The sequence below is a fragment of the Paenibacillus sp. J22P51 genome (assembly GCF_059692215.1).
Window position 1 is genome coordinate 16115 of the sequence record NZ_JCAUAZ010000016.1, and the last position, 16158, is coordinate 32272.

17 protein-coding genes are annotated in these 16158 nt (G+C 43.9%); 5 read left to right on the forward strand and 12 right to left on the reverse strand.

All coding sequences use genetic code 11. The features are described from left to right. Positions 1 to 119: 119 nt before the first annotated feature. Both AC58QC_RS25035 and AC58QC_RS25040 read left to right on the forward strand, forming a co-directional pair. Entirely contained in the window at positions 120 to 644 is a 525-nt protein-coding gene (locus AC58QC_RS25035; RefSeq protein ID WP_497417768.1) for a GNAT family N-acetyltransferase, read from the forward strand. Between the two features lie 15 nt (positions 645 to 659). Further along, a complete protein-coding gene (locus tag AC58QC_RS25040) occupies positions 660 to 1013 on the forward strand; it encodes a hypothetical protein (RefSeq protein ID WP_497417769.1) in 354 nt (117 codons plus the stop codon). A gap of 34 nt (positions 1014 to 1047) precedes the next feature. On the opposite strand, the gene AC58QC_RS25045 is transcribed toward AC58QC_RS25040, so the two are convergent. From AC58QC_RS25045 to AC58QC_RS25060, 4 genes are all read right to left on the reverse strand, one after another. Then, a complete protein-coding gene (locus tag AC58QC_RS25045; RefSeq protein ID WP_497347364.1) occupies positions 1048 to 1272 on the reverse strand; it encodes a DUF1128 domain-containing protein in 225 nt (74 codons plus the stop codon). A 125-nt stretch (positions 1273 to 1397) separates the two neighbouring features. After that, the gene (locus AC58QC_RS25050) at positions 1398 to 2054 is read right to left on the reverse strand and encodes a TetR/AcrR family transcriptional regulator (protein ID WP_497417770.1); all 657 of its coding nucleotides are present in this window, start codon (positions 2052 to 2054) and stop codon (positions 1398 to 1400) included. A gap of 57 nt (positions 2055 to 2111) precedes the next feature. Next, positions 2112 to 2753 carry a YigZ family protein gene (locus AC58QC_RS25055; protein ID WP_497417771.1) on the reverse strand — a complete coding sequence of 214 codons (642 nt, stop codon included), beginning with the start codon at positions 2751 to 2753 and terminating at the stop codon, positions 2112 to 2114. A 164-nt stretch (positions 2754 to 2917) separates the two neighbouring features. Continuing rightward, positions 2918 to 4273, reverse strand: a complete 1356-nt coding sequence (locus AC58QC_RS25060) for a glucose-6-phosphate isomerase (RefSeq protein ID WP_497347368.1) — start codon at positions 4271 to 4273, stop codon at positions 2918 to 2920. A 183-nt stretch (positions 4274 to 4456) separates the two neighbouring features. Here AC58QC_RS25060 and AC58QC_RS25065 point away from each other — a divergent pair, with 183 nt between their 5' ends. Both AC58QC_RS25065 and AC58QC_RS25070 read left to right on the forward strand, forming a co-directional pair. Then, positions 4457 to 5764: an NAD(P)-binding domain-containing protein gene (locus tag AC58QC_RS25065; protein ID WP_497417772.1), complete on the forward strand. Its 1308-nt coding sequence runs from the start codon at positions 4457 to 4459 to the stop codon at positions 5762 to 5764. A 103-nt stretch (positions 5765 to 5867) separates the two neighbouring features. After that, a complete protein-coding gene (locus AC58QC_RS25070; RefSeq protein ID WP_497417773.1) occupies positions 5868 to 6533 on the forward strand; it encodes a DNA-binding response regulator in 666 nt (221 codons plus the stop codon). Positions 6534 to 7025: 492 nt separating this feature from the next. Here the strand turns inward: AC58QC_RS25070 and ppnP are convergent, their stop codons facing one another. From ppnP to AC58QC_RS25090, 4 genes are all read right to left on the reverse strand, one after another. Further along, positions 7026 to 7343, reverse strand: a complete 318-nt coding sequence (ppnP, locus tag AC58QC_RS25075) for a pyrimidine/purine nucleoside phosphorylase (RefSeq protein ID WP_497417774.1) — start codon at positions 7341 to 7343, stop codon at positions 7026 to 7028. Positions 7344 to 7497: 154 nt separating this feature from the next. Then, positions 7498 to 9519: a transketolase gene (tkt, locus tag AC58QC_RS25080; protein ID WP_497417775.1), complete on the reverse strand. Its 2022-nt coding sequence runs from the start codon at positions 9517 to 9519 to the stop codon at positions 7498 to 7500. Positions 9520 to 9705: 186 nt separating this feature from the next. Then, on the reverse strand, positions 9706 to 10605 hold the full coding sequence (gene purU, locus AC58QC_RS25085) for a formyltetrahydrofolate deformylase (protein ID WP_497417776.1): 900 nt from the start codon (positions 10603 to 10605) through the stop codon (positions 9706 to 9708). Between the two features lie 35 nt (positions 10606 to 10640). Further along, positions 10641 to 11768, reverse strand: coding sequence for a deoxyribonuclease IV (locus AC58QC_RS25090; RefSeq protein ID WP_497417777.1), 1128 nt, complete (start codon positions 11766 to 11768; stop codon positions 10641 to 10643). A gap of 122 nt (positions 11769 to 11890) precedes the next feature. Here AC58QC_RS25090 and AC58QC_RS25095 point away from each other — a divergent pair, with 122 nt between their 5' ends. Next, positions 11891 to 12319 (forward strand): DUF2621 domain-containing protein, encoded by a 429-nt coding sequence (locus AC58QC_RS25095; RefSeq protein WP_497417778.1) that lies wholly within the window; start codon positions 11891 to 11893, stop codon positions 12317 to 12319. 146 nt (positions 12320 to 12465) lie between these two features. Here AC58QC_RS25095 and AC58QC_RS25100 read toward each other — a convergent pair whose 3' ends face one another. The 4 genes from AC58QC_RS25100 to AC58QC_RS25115 all read right to left on the reverse strand — a co-directional run bounded on the left by AC58QC_RS25100 (position 12466) and on the right by AC58QC_RS25115 (position 16147). Continuing rightward, positions 12466 to 13368, reverse strand: coding sequence for an ATP-grasp fold amidoligase family protein (locus tag AC58QC_RS25100; protein ID WP_497417779.1), 903 nt, complete (start codon positions 13366 to 13368; stop codon positions 12466 to 12468). A gap of 59 nt (positions 13369 to 13427) precedes the next feature. Then, positions 13428 to 13658: a hypothetical protein gene (locus AC58QC_RS25105; protein WP_497417780.1), complete on the reverse strand. Its 231-nt coding sequence runs from the start codon at positions 13656 to 13658 to the stop codon at positions 13428 to 13430. 181 nt (positions 13659 to 13839) lie between these two features. After that, a complete protein-coding gene (locus AC58QC_RS25110; protein ID WP_497417781.1) occupies positions 13840 to 15003 on the reverse strand; it encodes a glycosyltransferase family 4 protein in 1164 nt (387 codons plus the stop codon). 1 nt (position 15004) lies between these two features. Further along, a complete protein-coding gene (locus tag AC58QC_RS25115; protein WP_497417782.1) occupies positions 15005 to 16147 on the reverse strand; it encodes a glycosyltransferase in 1143 nt (380 codons plus the stop codon). Positions 16148 to 16158: the final 11 nt, after the last annotated feature.

A 16158-nucleotide genomic window follows, 5' to 3' on the forward strand; every position in this document is an offset into this window, starting at 1 on the left:
CGTGTGTTAGTATGTATAGGAGAGTAGATACGCCTTGCCACGGAACGTACGTTCTATTAAGATGGGGATAACGGTAAGAAATTAAATTGCAAGTTTACTAGTTAAAAAGGAGTGAGAAGATGTCAGAGAAAGTGAGTTTGCCACAGGTTACCATCGTGCCTTGGTCCGAAACGGATCTCGAACTTCTGCGGCTCATCAATGCTCCTGAGATGATGGAGCATCTTGGAGGACCGGAAACGGAGGAGCAGCTTCGGACTCGCCATAAGCGGTATCTTGAAATCAGCGAAAAAGGTAAAGGGCATATGTTTAGCATCGTTATGCTGCCTAACCGTGAAGTCGTCGGTAGTATCGGATACTGGGATAGCCAATGGCAAGAGGAAAACATCTACGAAGTCGGTTGGAGTGTGCTTCCCGCCTATCAAGGACGAGGGATAGCTAGTAGCGCCTTACAGGCAGCTATTTCTCATGCAAGTGTAGAGGCTAAATTTGGATGGATGCATGCTTTTCCCTCGATTCACAATCCAGCATCGAATACTGTGTGTCGAAAGCTTAAGTTTTCGCTGATGCGTGAGTGTGAATTTGAGTACCCCCCAGGACATTTCATGCAATGTAATGATTGGCGATTGGAGCTTGCTGGTAATTAATAAGGGGGCCTTTATTTGAAATGGACATATTTCTACGTTGGCGTTGGCGCTTCTTTAGGCAGCATGCTACTCTGCTGTTGGTTCCTTTTCGGGAATCCCTATTCAGAAACTGTCGCTAGTAAGGATACAATTCTAATCATGAGTGTGATGTTGGTTGCACCTGCCGGACTAGGATTGATCAGCTCACTAGTGAGAAATTGGAAACTCATGTTGGTAACTTTTCTCTGGTCACTCCCCTTCGGGCTCTATCTATCCGTAGCAACTATACCCAGTGTCTGGAATCTATTTAGTGTGACGCTTATTCTGTACCTTGTATCTGCCATTCAAATGAGAAAACGATACCACAAAAAAGCCGCCATTCCGACTTAGGTCAGAAACAGCGGCATGCTTATGGGTGCTTGTATTATGCCTTACGAATTTTCCCAAGCTCCGTTGTAATCGCATCAATCTCGCTGATGCTGAAGCGGTCCTTGCTAGTAACCATATCATAAAGATCCTTCAAATCCTCGTACATCTCTTCTTTCACATTGGAGGCTTTAATGGAACCTCCTGTTGCCATGCGCAGCTTTCTCGTTATGCCTTCAAACATAAATTCAACGTTCTCTTCCGACCATATATTCAAATCCATCGTAATCATCCTTCCATCGGTGTCTTTTCATCATTTTAAAGCACAGGCTGAGTAATGTAAAATACAGTTTGTCTTAGTATGAAAAAAGGAAGCAAAGACAGATCGTCTCTCTTCCTTCATTTCTTCTATATGACGAATGATTTCCGTACATTCGGCCCAACCATTTTGACTAGCGGACGCTGTAATTCAATCGAATCCACATCCAGACTAACACAGATCAGTCGGATATGCTCATCTGCCAATTTGCGTGCTTCCTCGTATGATAGCTTAAACTGAATACAATAGGAGATAAAGCCATGTAGAGACATAAACAAATTCCACGGAAGCGTAAACTTGCGACTCTCAGCTCCTGGTTGATCTGCCAAGACTTCACGAATCACAATAGCAAACATCTCCAAGCACTGAGCTTGTTCGGTACGCGAGTACTGCTGTAGTTCTGGCTCGTTAATCATAAACATCATTTCGTAGTGATTCGGATTAGTTAATCCAAACCAGACGAATTCCATCATTAACTTCTGAAGCAAGTTCACGCTAAACCCATGCTCACGAACAATCATTTCCCGCTGACGCTGCAGCAGCAAGGCGAAATCTTCTTTAATTAGTGCATAAAATAATTCAGCTTTCTCATTAAAATGGTAATATAACGCCCCATGACTGTACCCCATTGCTTTAGCAATGCTTCGCATCGTTAAAGCGCGATAACCGAAAGAAGCGAATAATTCCCGCGCCTCTGTAAGAATTCGTTCTCTGCTAAGCTCTTGCGCGACTGCTTTCCTAGCCATTCCAATCCCTCCGCATCCTCAGCTCATATGTAATTTGTTTGGTTTTCTGGAGCCTGCCTATTCAGGCAAGCTCTCATGATCGATGTATTCGTTCTCTCCAGCGACGATCAAGCTTTGACCTTGTGTAATATCAGTTGCCCAATTCATGAATGCTTCCGCTTCAGCAGCCAAAGGATAACAAGAAACGGTTACTTTGTCCGTAAACCCGATGTCCCCTAGCAGCATCTTTTGATTTCTCAGTTCATTTTCCAGCTTGCCATACCATGTATAATCGACTTCAATCAGCACGAGCTGATGATTTACTTTATAAATCGGCTTTCCTGCTTCTATGCCTGCCACAGCTCCATCCGTATAAGCACGAATGAGTCCTCCAGCACCCAACATGATGCCACCAAAATAACGAGTAACTACGACAACGGTATTCTTGAGCCCTTGATGCTTCATCACTTCCAGAATCGGTTTCCCTGCAGTACCGCTTGGTTCACCATCATCGGATTGCTTCTGGATTTGATCCCGCTCGCCGATGACATACGCACTGCAATTATGCGTCGCCGACCTGTGTTCCTTCTTGATCGCTTCAATAAACTGGATTGCTTCTTCTTCTGACTCAACGGGTTTAGCATGACCGATGAAACGTGACTTCTTGATGATAATCTCAGACGAGCCATACGAATGGATTGTTTTATAATATGCTAGCATAGCCGACCTTTCTCGGTAGAAGGAAACAACTGTTTCACTATATTCTACACACATGCTTGGACTTCGACAATATGGAAAGAAAATTTACCACACAAATAATGTAAAAAAGGTGCAAAAAAACGACCCATCCGATAGGATTGATCGTTTTTCGCTTACGTTGAAAATTATTGTTGCAAGCGAGCTTCAAGCTCCGCTTTTTCCTTCTCATAGCCAGGCTTGCCTAAAAGGGCAAACATGTTCTTTTTATACGCTTCAACACCCGGCTGATCGAACGGATTCACACCCATCAAGTAACCGCTGATGCCGCAGGCTTTTTCAAAGAAGTAGACCATGTATCCGAAAGAGTAAGGCGTCATATCCGGCAGCGTTACGATCAGGTTCGGTACTTGACCGTCTGTGTGCGCAAGCATCGTGCCTTGGAAAGCCTTCTTGTTCACGAAGTCCATCGTTTTGCCGCTAAGGAAATTCAGTCCATCCAGATCATCCGCGTCCGTACCGATGGTGATATGATCAGCCACTTGGTCAACTTGGATAACCGTTTCGAACAAAATGCGATTGCCATCTTGAACGAACTGCCCCATGGAGTGAAGATCTGTTGAGAAGTCAACAGAAGCAGGGTAAATCCCTTTGTAATCCTTGCCTTCGCTCTCCCCGAACAATTGCTTCCACCACTCCGAAACGAAGTGCAAGGATGGCTCATAGTTCACGAGGATTTCAATCGTTTTCCCTTTACGATACAGGGAGTTACGCACTGCTGCGTATTGGTAGGCTTGATTTTCGCTTAGCTTCGGATTAGAGAACTCTTGCTGCGCATCTGCCGCACCTTTCATGATCGCTTCAACATCAATGCCCGCTGTCGCAATTGGAAGCAAGCCCACCGCGGTCAGAACGGAGTAACGTCCACCAACATCATCCGGAATAACGAAAGTCTCGTAGCCTTCTGCTGTTGCTAGTGTTTTGAGCGCGCCTTTCTCTTGATCCGTTGTTGCATAAATCCGTTTGCGAGCCGCTTCCTTACCGTATTTCTTCTCCAATAGTTCGCGGAAAATACGGAAAGCAATCGCTGGCTCAGTTGTCGTACCGGATTTGGAAATCACATTGACGGAGAAATCTTTCCCCTCTAGCAATTGAAGCAAATGCGTGACATATGTGGAGGAGATATTATTTCCCACGAAATAGATCTCAGGTGTTTTACGTTTATCTTTTGGCAAAATGTTATAAAAAGAATGAGACAACATTTCAAGTGCAGCACGTGCACCTAGATAAGAACCGCCAATACCGATCACGACAAGCGCGTCGGAATCCGATTGAATTTGCTTCGCGGATGCTTGAATGCGGGCAAACTCTTCACGATTGTAGTTCTCAGGAAGATCGACCCAGCCTAAATAATCAGAGCCTGCACCTGTTTTGTTATGTAACTGATCATGTGCTAGCTCGACTTGAGCTGCCAAGTAATCGACCTCATGCTGGGATAAAAAAGATAATGCCTTACTGTAATCAAATTGTAGCTTTTTACTCATTAGGTTCGCCTCCATCTCTATTTTTTACCTTTTTCTAGCATACTTATTTGCTTGTCTAAAAGCAAGTGAGCGATCCTATATTGAATGACATTCGGGCGATGAGCGATCACGTAAGCAGAGAGACTTTGGTCGGAGGCCAAAAGTCCTACAAAGTAATTCACAGGCATTAACTCCCATGCTAAAATGAAGTCAGAGGTGAGGGACATGAAACGTATAGGCTTTATTGGACTTGGCACAATGGGTAAGCCCATGGCTGCTAACCTTATTCAAAAAGGGTTTATGGTAACTGTATATAATCGCACTGCTGAAAAAGTGGACGAGCTTGTGCATCTGGGGGCTGAAGCTGGCAATACGCCTGCCGAAGTCGCTCGTAACTCAGACGTCCTATTTACGATGCTCAGCAACGATGCTGCGCTTCTCGAAACTTTTTACAGTGAGCAAGGTATTCTGAGCGGTATCCACCCGGCACTTACCATTATTGACTCCAGTACCGTATCTCCCCAAACAAGTCAAAAGCTGGCGGAAGAGCTTGCAGCGCATTTCGTCGACTTTCTCGACGCGCCTGTAACCGGCACGAAGCCTGCTGCTGAAGCAGGTACGCTTACGTTCATGGTCGGCGGCAGCCAAGAAGTATTTGAAGAGCAGTTGGACTTGTTCCAAGTACTTGGCAGCAAAGCACTTTACCTCGGGCCGAGCGGCTCTGGCTCTTATGCCAAGCTTGCTCACAACACGATGGTCGGCATTAACCTTGCAGGGCTTGCAGAAGGCTTGTCTATCGCAACCAAGGCAGGAATTAACCCAAGTCAATTCTTAGAAATCGCCCGCTCTGGCGGAGCTAATAGCAAGCAAGTCGAGCTCAAAGGTGAGAAAATTCTCGATCGTGATTTCAGCAACCAATTCTCATTGAAGCTGATGCTGAAGGATTTACTGCTCGCACAAGAAATTACGAGCAAATTCCAATTACCAACGCCGATGCTGCAATCCGCAACAAATCTATTCCAAATCGGCCTAAGCAAAGGCTTAGGTGAAGAGGATCTCAGCGCTGTTATTAAGTGCTATGAGGAATGGATGGGGCAGCAGGTTGTTAAACATAGCGAGCCTGTTGTATCGGAACCGGTGAAAGCCGCCTCTCCGCTCTCGGGCCGCGAACGTCGTAAAAATACACGTGTGCAGCTGGACATTAACCTGAAGCTGTCCATTTATCAATGGGAGCAAGAAGGCTCTTTCTCCGGACAAAACATCGACGGTACCCTCTTCGATCTATCGGAGAGCGGACTGCAGATCACAACCAATGTGCTGCTTGCGCCGGATATGTTCGTCGTCATCCACTTCCCGCAGGAGGCGGGACTACCTCCTATCACGGGACGCGTGATTCGCATCGTGACAGAAGGGCGCAGCTACCGTTATGGCTGCATGCTGTCAGGCTTGCCGCCATACGTGCGGATTAAGCTGGAGCAGTATATTGAGGATCATATTGCTAGTGCGGTGTAGGGGATCTTACTTTTTTAAACATACATGACTATGACGTGTGAAGTACACCGTCTTTTCCAGCAATGGGAGAGGCGGTGTTTTTATTTTGGAGGAGGTAAAGTGAATGGAATTTCAAGTGGCCTATGAATCTTTCGTGCAATGGCATCAAGAGAGAAGATCAGGAGATCGGTTAAGGAGACTTCAGGAAGGACACGGTCACGCAGAAAAATTATTCCTTCAAGGCGTATGGTGGCCAATTATCGGGCACTTCCAGCACTTGCACCCCGAGTATGAGGTCAAAGACTTTCAAGATGGAACTCGTTTCATCGATTTCGCCTTTCTTCGTCCGCCATATCGAATCGGCCTCGAAATCGATGGATTTGGTCCCCATGCGAGAGACATTGACCGTGGGCGCTTTGGTGATAATCTGATGCGGCAAAATCAGCTCGTCTTTGATGGCTGGAAAATCATCCGTTTTTCCTACGACGATCTCACGCATAAAAAGCGCCGCTGTCAGCAAATGATCCTACACATGCTAGGGCGTTGGTATGGTGAAAGTGATCAGTCCATTTCCTTGGAGTACCGGGAAAAAGAAATCATTAGGCTAGCGGCTATGAAGGCGGAGCCGCTTAAAACAGGGAGCGTAGCCGAGCATCTCGGCATACGGCCTGAATCGGCTCGAGTTTGGTTGCGGCGGCTCCACGCGAAGGGATTACTGCGTCCGGCAAGTGGGGAGCGTCGGATAAGATCTTACGTACTTAATATGTCTGCGGAGCCGTATTTGTTGTAGTGTGATTGGGGAGCGCCACTCTGGTGGGTTGAGATCAAGTGGGCGCAGGGACGACTGGCGGGAATTAGAGCGCGCTGTGGCGGTCGCTTTAAGAGCGGTAGACCGCTCTTAATTCCGCGTTACACGCGGTTTAGGGTAGATTAAGAGTGGTTGGCCACTATTATTGTTCTCTTATCTCGCCAGTTCGAGAGCTGGCAGGCACTTTAAGAGCGGTAGACCGCTCTTATTTCCGCGTTTCACGCGGTTTAGGGCAGAATAAGAGTGGTTGACCACTCTTATTCTTCACTTCTCCCGCTAGAGCGAGCGCTGGCAGAGGTTACTGTGCTAACGCCTTTCGGATTGGCGGGTGGGGCCAAGATTATAAGGTGTGTAGACGACGGGCCTCGCGAGATTCACTCACATTTGCTCTTCCCCACCTCCCAAACACAAAAACACTCCCGCCCTTCCCCGGTTTACACCGAGAGAAGGCGAGAGTGTTTAGATAATCACCGATTACTCGCTGATATACGAACAAATATAGTCGCTCACAGTTTTCACTTCGAGCTTGAATTTCGTGTTAGCTGGCACGGTGAATTCACCTTGGCCACTGATTGTAATCCACTCGTTGCTGCCTGGAAGCAATACGTTCAGCTCACCAGCTTGGATTTCCATGATTTCTTTCACATCTGTTCCGAATTCGTATTCACCTGGAAGCAGGATGCCAAGCGTTTTCTTCGTGCCGTCAGCGAATTGCACAGTGCGGCTCGTTACTTTTCCATCGAAATAGACATTGGCTTTCGTAAGTACGGTTACATTTTCAAAGCTGGACATGATTCATATTTCCCCCTCTAAAATGACTACGAATAAGTGCAAGTCCACGTAAGTGGGATGAGCAAACGGAAAGTAACGTCTCCCATCCCGACCCACGTGGACGTATTTCTTATGAAATAACCGAAGCTCACCTAAGTGAGGCCTCTGCGATATTTTAGCCCAACAATGCTTTCACTCTTGCTACAACGTTCTCAGGTGAGAAACCGTATTCTCTCAGAACGGTATCCCCCGGTGCGGATGCTCCGAATGTCGTGATACCAAGGATGGAACCTTCGTCGCCTGTGTAACGCTCCCAGCCAAGTGGGTAAGCCATCTCAACAGCAAGACGCTTCTTCACTTCAGGTAAGATAACGGAATCTTTGTAAGCTTTGGATTGTTTCTCGAACAACTCCAAGCTCGGCAAGCTGATAACGCGAACGTTGATGCCTTCGGCTTGCAGCAATTTTTGAGCAGCGACAGCCAATTGAACCTCTGAACCCGTTGCCAGGATTTGAGCATCCGGTTTACCATTTGCAGCGTCGGATACTACATATCCACCTTTGCTTAGGTTCGCTTTGGCTCCTTCAACTGTACCTTCCAGAATCGGCAGGTTTTGACGAGTCAATACCAAAGCAACTGGTCCTTTTGCTTCAGAAATCGCATAACGCCAAGCCTCGGACGTTTCGTTACCGTCAGCAGGACGAATTACTGTGATGCCCGGAATAACGCGAAGCGCCGGCAATTGCTCGATCGGCTCATGCGTCGGTCCATCTTCACCAACTGCGATACTATCATGCGTTAGCACGTAGATCACAGGAAGCTGCATAAGCGCTGCAAGACGGATAGATGCACGCAGGTAGTCTGAGAATACGAAGAACGTTGCTCCATATACTTTGACCCCACCATGAAGTGCCATACCGTTCATTGCTGTACCCATACCGAATTCACGAACACCGAACCATACGTTGCGTCCAGCATAGTTGCTAGCACTGTAGTTGGATTCGCCTTTGATCATCGTGTTGTTCGAGCTCGCTAGATCCGCGGAACCCCCGATTAATTGCGGCAATTTACCTGCAACAGCATTGATTGCATTACCAGAAGCAACACGTGTAGCCATCGGTTTGTCTTCTGTTGTGTATTTAGGAAGATCAGCATCCCAGCCAGCTGGAAGTTCACCATTGACAGCAGCGCTGAATTGGTTGCCAAGCTCTGGGTAAGCTTTGATGTAATCGTTCAACAGGTTGCTCCAAGCTTCTTCAGCGGCAGTACCTTCTTGTTGAATTTCAGCATAGTGAGCACGTACTTCGTCCGGAACATAGAAATCCGGCTCTTCCGGCCAACCGTATGCTTGCTTCGTCAATTTCACTTCGTCGCCGCCAAGTGGTGAACCGTGAGGACCAACATGTCCGCCTTTACCACCTTTGTTCGGGCTGCCGAAGCCGATTGTCGTTTTCACTTCAATCAACGTAGGACGCGTTGTGTCAGCTTTCGCTTCTGCAATCGCTTTGGAAATCGCAGCAAGGTCATTCTGCTCTTCTACGCGAATAACCTGCCAGCCGTAAGCTTCAAAACGTGCTTGAACATTTTCAGAGAATGCCATATTCAATTCGCCATCCAGCGAAATATCATTTGAATCGTACATCATGATTAATTTGCCCAATTTCAAGTGAGCCGCAAGGGAAACTGCTTCGGAAGAAACACCCTCCATCATATCTCCATCGCCGCAAATCGCGTACGTGTAGTGGTCGATGACTGGAAAGTTTTCTTTGTTATACGTCTCTCTCAAATGCGCTTCAGCCATTGCCATACCTACGGCCATACCAACGCCTTGTCCAAGTGGGCCCGTAGTTGCGTCAACACCAGCTGTGTGACCATACTCTGGGTGACCTGGGGTTTTGCTTCCCCATTGGCGGAAGTTCTTGATCTCTTCCATTGGTAGATCATATCCACACAAGTGAAGCAAGCTGTATAGAAGCATGGATCCGTGTCCTGCAGATAAAACGAAACGGTCACGGTTTACCCATTTAGGATTCGAAGGATTGTGCTTCATATGCTGCTTCCACAGCACGTAAGCCATTGGAGCAGCTCCCATTACCATACCTGGGTGGCCTGATTTAGCTTTCTCAACCGCGTCGATACCGAGTGTACGGATCGTGTCGACGGCTAATTGTTCAATTGTTTTGTTTGATACAGTCATTCGATAATTCCCTCCATGATTTCTGTATTTTCGTCAGCCTTTAACTTGTACATACAAGTGACTTTTCTCGCTTGCATTATTGTACCATTTGCTTTAAAGCTTTGCCACAATAACCCGTTAAAACGTTATACTTCTCTCCTATATGTAAATAGGCTGTACCCATAATCGGATACAACCCGTTTCACTCTAGTTAAAAACAACCGTTTTATTATTGTGAACAATGATCCGATCCTCAACGTGCCAAGCTACTGCTCTCGCAAGTACAATCCGTTCAATATGGCGACCGATTCTTTTCAAATCCTCGACGTTATCACGGTGACTAACGCGCTGAACGTCCTGCTCGATAATCGGTCCGCCATCTAATTCGTCTGTCACGTAGTGCGCCGTAGCTCCAATAATCTTCACCCCACGGTTATGCGCTTGGGCATAAGGCTTTCCACCTACGAAAGCAGGTAGGAAGGAGTGATGGATATTGATGATACGATTCGCATAATGCTGGATGAACGAAGGTGAAACGATCTGCATGTAGCGAGCAAGCACAATCGCATCGACGCTATCGCCAATGACCTCAAGCTGGCGCTGCTCTGCCTCCGCTTTGGTAGCCGCGGTAACCGGAATGTGATGAAAGGGAATCCCGAACGGCTCTACCAGTGATCGCATATCGTTATGGTTCGAAATAACCATCGCAATGTCCGCGTTAAGATCGCCGGCACGCCAATGCCATAACAGCTCCAGCAATGCGTGGTCTTCTTTCGATACGAAGATCGCTATTCGCTTTTTCTGGCTTGCAAGGGAAAGGCTCCAGTCCATCGAGAACTTCTCCGCAACAATCGAGAAATCCGCTCTTAGCTTCTCTACTCGACTCGCCAACTCAGCCAAATCGAACTCAATTCGGATGAAAAACATTCCGCCCTCAGGATCCATCGTGTACTGATCAGATTGCACAATATTCGCACCATATTCGAATAAAAATTGCGATACAGCTGCAACAATCCCCGGCTGATCCGGGCAAGAAATTAGCATTCTTGCTCTATTCATCAATTCGCTCTCCCGGCGAATCGAGCTGTTCGTGGTTCCCGCTTCCATGTTTATCCCCCTAGCGATTTCAGTCTGAGCGAAGGCTAAGCCCTCTTCAAGATGTCATTTCCAGCAAGCCAGACAATCAAACGTTGATTAATTTGTTCTTCGCTAAGATCAGCGAATAGTTGTTCTTCGTGAAGAATATCGTACAAGCGCTCCAACGGCTCGCGTCCATCCGCTTTCTTCGCTTTGGCATCGTTTTTGAGCAGTTCCCATGTCTTTAGAACGAAATCACGGAAGTGAATATCCTTTTTGTTCATCAAAAAGTCGATTCTCTCCACATGATCCAGGAACTCGCCGCCAAAACGACCACTTAAATTACTGGAGAGCAAAGCAATTTCCGCTTCGTACATCGGACGCTGTGTTTTGTCTTCTTTCCCAATCCATGGCGTCTCGAGAATCATCGGTAAATGCTGCAAGCTCTCATGATTCGCGATATTGTTCATAGCCTCGAAGCCAATCCAACCAGATCCAAGTGGTGCGTGGCGGTCCTTACTGGCTCCTCGTGGATTTTTACTATCGTTCAAGTGGATAACGCCTAACTTCTCGAGCCCAATCGTACGATCAAAATGGCGCAAAACCCCGTCCAAATCGTTCACAATATCATAGCCAGCATCGTGAATATGGCAAGTATCCATACATACAGTCAATTTATTGTTGAACTCCACGCGCTCCATGATTTCCGCGATTTCTTCAAAACTGCGGCCGATTTCCGTACCTTTGCCAGCCATGGTCTCCAAAGCAATGTTAACGTTCGTATCTTTGACCCCAGCAAGCACTTCATTTAAACCATCTGCAATTCTGGCAATCCCATAGTCCGCATCTTTGTCCGTGTAAGCACCTGGATGAAGCACGATATTGCGTACACCAATATAATCCGTGCGACGGATTTCTTCTTGAAGGAAACGCACCGCGAGTTCAAAGGTATCATCCTTATAAGAACCCAAATTGATAATATATGGCGCATGGACAACGATTTCATTCATCGCATGCTTGTCCATCAAAGCTTTACCTTCTTCAATATATTGCTCTTCAATGGGTTTACGACGCGTATTCTGCGGTGCGCCTGTGTATATCATAAACGTGGATGATCCGTAGGAAACGGCTTCTTCTGCTGCATTTAGTAATCCTTTATCTGAGAACGAAACGTGTGATCCAATTTTGGGCATAGTCCATAACTCCTTTATTAGTAGCTGCTACCTTCCCATTTTACTCGTATTGTCGCAAGAAATCTAGAAATAAGGTATAATTCTTACTATCGATTTGAAGCAATTAGTGAGGTGACAAATAAATGGCAAATGATTTTTTCATGTGGTTCATCATTTTCTGGGTATGCGTGCTGCTTTTCTTCATGTCCGTAGGCGGATACTTCATGTTTCGCAAGTTTATCAAGGTACTCCCGAAAGAAGATGGCAAATCGAAACTCGATTGGCAAAATCATTATGTAGACAGTTCAAGGCATCTATGGACCGCGGAATCCAAAGCGTTTTTAGATCAATTGGTTTCACCTGTACCGACGGCCTTTCGAGATATTGCCAAGCATTCCATCGCAGCGCGAATTGGACAAGTTGCATTAGAGGCGAACGCGGAGGAAGTTACAAGAGAGCACTGTATCGAGGGATATATATTAGCAACGCCGAAGCGAGATTATCGGAGTTTGACGAGCTTTCTGGAGAAGCAGCAGATTGATTATAGTGCGTTTAAGCATTTGTTGAGTTAGAAAAAGGGTTCTTCTCAAGCTTATAAACTTGAGAAGAACCCCTTCAGGTCTGTCAATTCATTTATGTGAACTCTTTAAAAAGATTTCTCCCCGAGGGAGAAAAAATTTTCGAATGTCGATTCGATCTGGATAGAAAATAGAACAAATTATTTAGGTAGTATAATTTTGTCTCCTATAATTTTATCATACTCTTCAGGATAAAATCGTCCAGTTCCATTTTCAGGATAAAATGTCATCTCTCCAAAATAAACTTTACTATTAAAATTATAAAAATCGACCCTCACAAAAGAGAAACCTTGAGAGAGTTTTGAAGCATAGATTATCATTTCATCTAAGTTAGATGGTCTGGGTACTTCTTCAAAATAATTATCATAATGAAAACGAAAATTCATTAAGTTCCAGTTAAGGTCGTATATATTTCTTGTATGATTCCCAAATCGACCTAAGTCCATTTGAATAAACTCTGGTTTCCCGTTAAAACAGAAAAACTTATAGTCATTCGGTGGATTTCCTGCATCGTCAAGATACTTTTCAATTATTATTAATGGCTTAATATTTTTGTATGACCACTCTCTACCATAATGGTAATGGTTAGAGTTTAAGTATCTCTTAATTTCCGAAAACGCTTTTTTGATATCTAAATCATTTTTGTTTCTGCAAAAGATATTTTGTCCACTTCCGTGATTTACTTTTATCACAAATGAGTTCGGTAAAGTCGAAACATCTATATCCTCGACTTTATCATAAACTCCATATAGTTCATTTAATACTTCTACGCCTAATATTTCCTCAACATAACTCCTAACTTCATATTTATCAGCACATGTATTCAAGATAGGTATTTTCCAATAAAGTTTTAGCCATTGAAGTTTTTCATTAAAAGTCTTAGGATTGTCAATATTTAATTCTTTTCCTGTTAATTTTTTGTATTGCATTTTCAAATAAGTTTCGTCTGGTATTAATTGATAGAAATTATTGAAACTATTTTTTGTTTTTCTAACCACGTCAACAACAAAAGAGTTTCTTTTCATTACTTCCTTTATATTCATTTTACACCTCAGTAATTAGGTATTGTTAAACCCAAATATCTCACAATCTTCCCTTCATTTTATATATGGCTAAAAACATATTCACCTTGATTAATTTCAATGTCATAATAACATTTTTGTGTGATAATAATATCTTCTAACGATTTCTTGCTGACGATATTAGCACAAGCCTCACAGTGTGCAAGAGGAATTATTGTTTTATAAAATCCTGTTTTGAAAACTTTGTGAGCACTATCTTTCAATATCATTGATTTACATTCAACACAAAAAACTACATTTGAGTAATTCATTTTATCACTCCTTCAAAGCTCTATTTCCTCTCGAGATAGTTACGTTTCGTATCTACTTAATTATATGATACAAAATGTATCTTGGCAAGCAGTTTTACTATTTCATAGTTGTTTTTGGAAATTAATCGCGAAAAATGATCAAATGTAGATTATCGGAAGGTTGTCTGATTTAGGGGGTAGCTCATGTATTAATGGGTATTTGCGGAATATGTACGGGAGTTTTAATTTCATTTTGATAGAGTTTATTCAATTCATTTGCAATATTGTTTATATCGTACGCACTAGCTTTGTTTGAACTATTTCTTCCCATTTTCTCACGTTGTGCCGGGTCAAAATAAAGTTCAGTCAACGCTTTTGCAGTTTCTGCCACATTTCCTACCGAAACAATATAACCATTTTCACCTTTGGTCACAAGTTCTCGATTTCCACGAACATTTGTCACAACCATCGGTTTTCCTGCTGCGATGGCTTCAAGTAATACTTTAGGAAGGCCCTCACGTTCTGACATTAGAACCAGAACATCCGAAGTATTCATCAGTTCGGGAATATCTTTGCGGAAGCCTAGAAATTTAACGTTTTTTTCTAAATTCAGATCGTGGACCAACGATTTCAAGATAGATTCTCGACTCCCGACTCCAGCAATCAAACCAACTACAGGTATTCCTTGCCCAATCATGGAATGAAGGGCATAAATAAATTGTTCGTGGTTTTTGTTACGATTCAGCTCCGCGACACTGAGCACGACGTACTGACCATCTTCTATCCCCAATTCCTTCCGAATCTTATCCGTTTTCTGTTTCTCAATGTGTTGATATGACTTAACATCTACACCAACTCCTGGGATATACAAAGCCTTATTACGAACTGGAAATTTCCGAACTCTTTCGTAATCCTCTCGATTGATGGTGATAATAACATCCGTCCATCTTGATAAAAGCCATTCTACGGGATAATACATTAACCAATTCAATAATGGTGCGCCTTTGAAGAAATGAAACCCATGCGCGGTGTAGACAACATTTTTACAACCGGCTAGTCTGGCAGCAACACGACATACGACACTAGCATTAGGAGTATGTACATGTATTAGATCATATTGTTCTGCTTTAAAGCGACAGATTAATTGCTTCAACGCTTTGGCATTCCGCATGGAAAATGGGTTACGACTGAACGGGATATCATGACATTCTATGAAGGCTTTTTCGACGTCTTTTTTACAATGATCTGGATTTGCATAAGCATGTACATCATACCCTTGGCTCTGCAACATTTTCATAAAAGGAATATGAAATACAGATAAATGAGAATAAACGGTTGCTATATAAGCCGCTTTTGGATTACTCACTTTAATCCCCCTTTTGCACATTGCCGATTCGAAATTTAGTTTTGAATAACTGGCTGTAGAGAGTTTCCCATTTCGCAATTATGTTCTCCATTTCGTAATGCTCCATAACATATTTGCGACCATTCTTCCCCATTTCCTCTCTGTTCTCGCGTGAAAGTGACATAATGGAAAGCATTCTGGTTGCCAAGTGATTACTATCCGCTGACCTTGACAAATAACCGGAAATACCTTCTTTGACTACTTCACGGTTTCCACCAACATCTGTGGCTACCATCGGAAGCTCACAAGCCGAAGCTTCGAGCAGGACCATGGGCATACCTTCCCATAGGGATGACATTACATACGCGTTTGAGGCGCTCATTAAGCTTGGGATATCGTTGCGAATACCCAAAAATTTTATTTTATTTTCTAATTCAAGTGATTTTGTTAACTTATCCAGTGCTTCCCTTTCCTCGCCAATGCCAACAACTAACAATATACAATTACTGTCTGTTTTTAAAACCTGATCAAAAGATTTAACCAATGTAGTATAATCCTTAGCTTCTGATAGTCTCCCTACTGCAAGCCAAATGAACTCATCTCCAAGCCCAAGCTCCTGTCGAATCTGTTTATAGTCGTCAATATTTTTACTGAACTTTTTTAAATTAACCCCATTCGGCACTAATATTAATTTGTTTTTGGGGCTTACTTTTTTTCTGATATAACTGTCCACTGCCTCTTGACTAACATTAGTCATTAAATCACACAATCTATCAGTTACACGATACAGTAGCATTCTTAACTTACCACCCTCATTCGTGTTATGAGCTGTAGATACCAACACTGGAACGGTTGTGAACAGACGAGTTATTCTAGCTAATAAGTTTGCGTGAACCATATGGCTGTGGACAATATCAGGCTTGAAATCTTTAATCATCCGTCTTAACTTCAATATTGCACGTGGATCCGGAAAACCTTTGTTCATATCCAAAGTATTATAATCTATTCCTTCTTTCTTTAATTCCTCAATATCAAGTGTAGGAGTAACTAGCGATATAATTAATATTGACCACCCTTTTTGGAACAAACCTCTTGCCAATTCTATGACTTGCATTTCAGCTCCTGCGTGATCTAATCCTGTTATGAGAAACAGTACTTTATTCATGAAGAGTCTCC

Excerpts from the sequence above, each read along its gene's own strand:
- AC58QC_RS25100 (WP_497417779.1), bottom strand. The coding sequence starts at position 13,368 with ATGAATATAAAGGAAGTAATGAAAAGAAACTCTTTTGTTGTTGACGTG.
- tkt (WP_497417775.1), bottom strand. The coding sequence starts at position 9,519 with ATGACTGTATCAAACAAAACAATTGAACAATTAGCCGTCGACACGATC.
- AC58QC_RS25050 (WP_497417770.1), bottom strand. The coding sequence starts at position 2,054 with ATGGCTAGGAAAGCAGTCGCGCAAGAGCTTAGCAGAGAACGAATTCTT.
- AC58QC_RS25090 (WP_497417777.1), bottom strand. The coding sequence starts at position 11,768 with ATGCCCAAAATTGGATCACACGTTTCGTTCTCAGATAAAGGATTACTA.
- AC58QC_RS25070 (WP_497417773.1), top strand. The coding sequence starts at position 5,868 with ATGGAATTTCAAGTGGCCTATGAATCTTTCGTGCAATGGCATCAAGAG.
- AC58QC_RS25095 (WP_497417778.1), top strand. The coding sequence starts at position 11,891 with ATGGCAAATGATTTTTTCATGTGGTTCATCATTTTCTGGGTATGCGTG.
- AC58QC_RS25045 (WP_497347364.1), bottom strand. The coding sequence starts at position 1,272 with ATGGATTTGAATATATGGTCGGAAGAGAACGTTGAATTTATGTTTGAA.
- AC58QC_RS25035 (WP_497417768.1), top strand. The coding sequence starts at position 120 with ATGTCAGAGAAAGTGAGTTTGCCACAGGTTACCATCGTGCCTTGGTCC.
- purU (WP_497417776.1), bottom strand. The coding sequence starts at position 10,605 with ATGGAAGCGGGAACCACGAACAGCTCGATTCGCCGGGAGAGCGAATTG.
- AC58QC_RS25115 (WP_497417782.1), bottom strand. The coding sequence starts at position 16,147 with ATGAATAAAGTACTGTTTCTCATAACAGGATTAGATCACGCAGGAGCT.
- AC58QC_RS25065 (WP_497417772.1), top strand. The coding sequence starts at position 4,457 with ATGAAGTCAGAGGTGAGGGACATGAAACGTATAGGCTTTATTGGACTT.
- AC58QC_RS25105 (WP_497417780.1), bottom strand. The coding sequence starts at position 13,658 with ATGAATTACTCAAATGTAGTTTTTTGTGTTGAATGTAAATCAATGATA.
- AC58QC_RS25055 (WP_497417771.1), bottom strand. The coding sequence starts at position 2,753 with ATGCTAGCATATTATAAAACAATCCATTCGTATGGCTCGTCTGAGATT.
- AC58QC_RS25060 (WP_497347368.1), bottom strand. The coding sequence starts at position 4,273 with ATGAGTAAAAAGCTACAATTTGATTACAGTAAGGCATTATCTTTTTTA.
- ppnP (WP_497417774.1), bottom strand. The coding sequence starts at position 7,343 with ATGTCCAGCTTTGAAAATGTAACCGTACTTACGAAAGCCAATGTCTAT.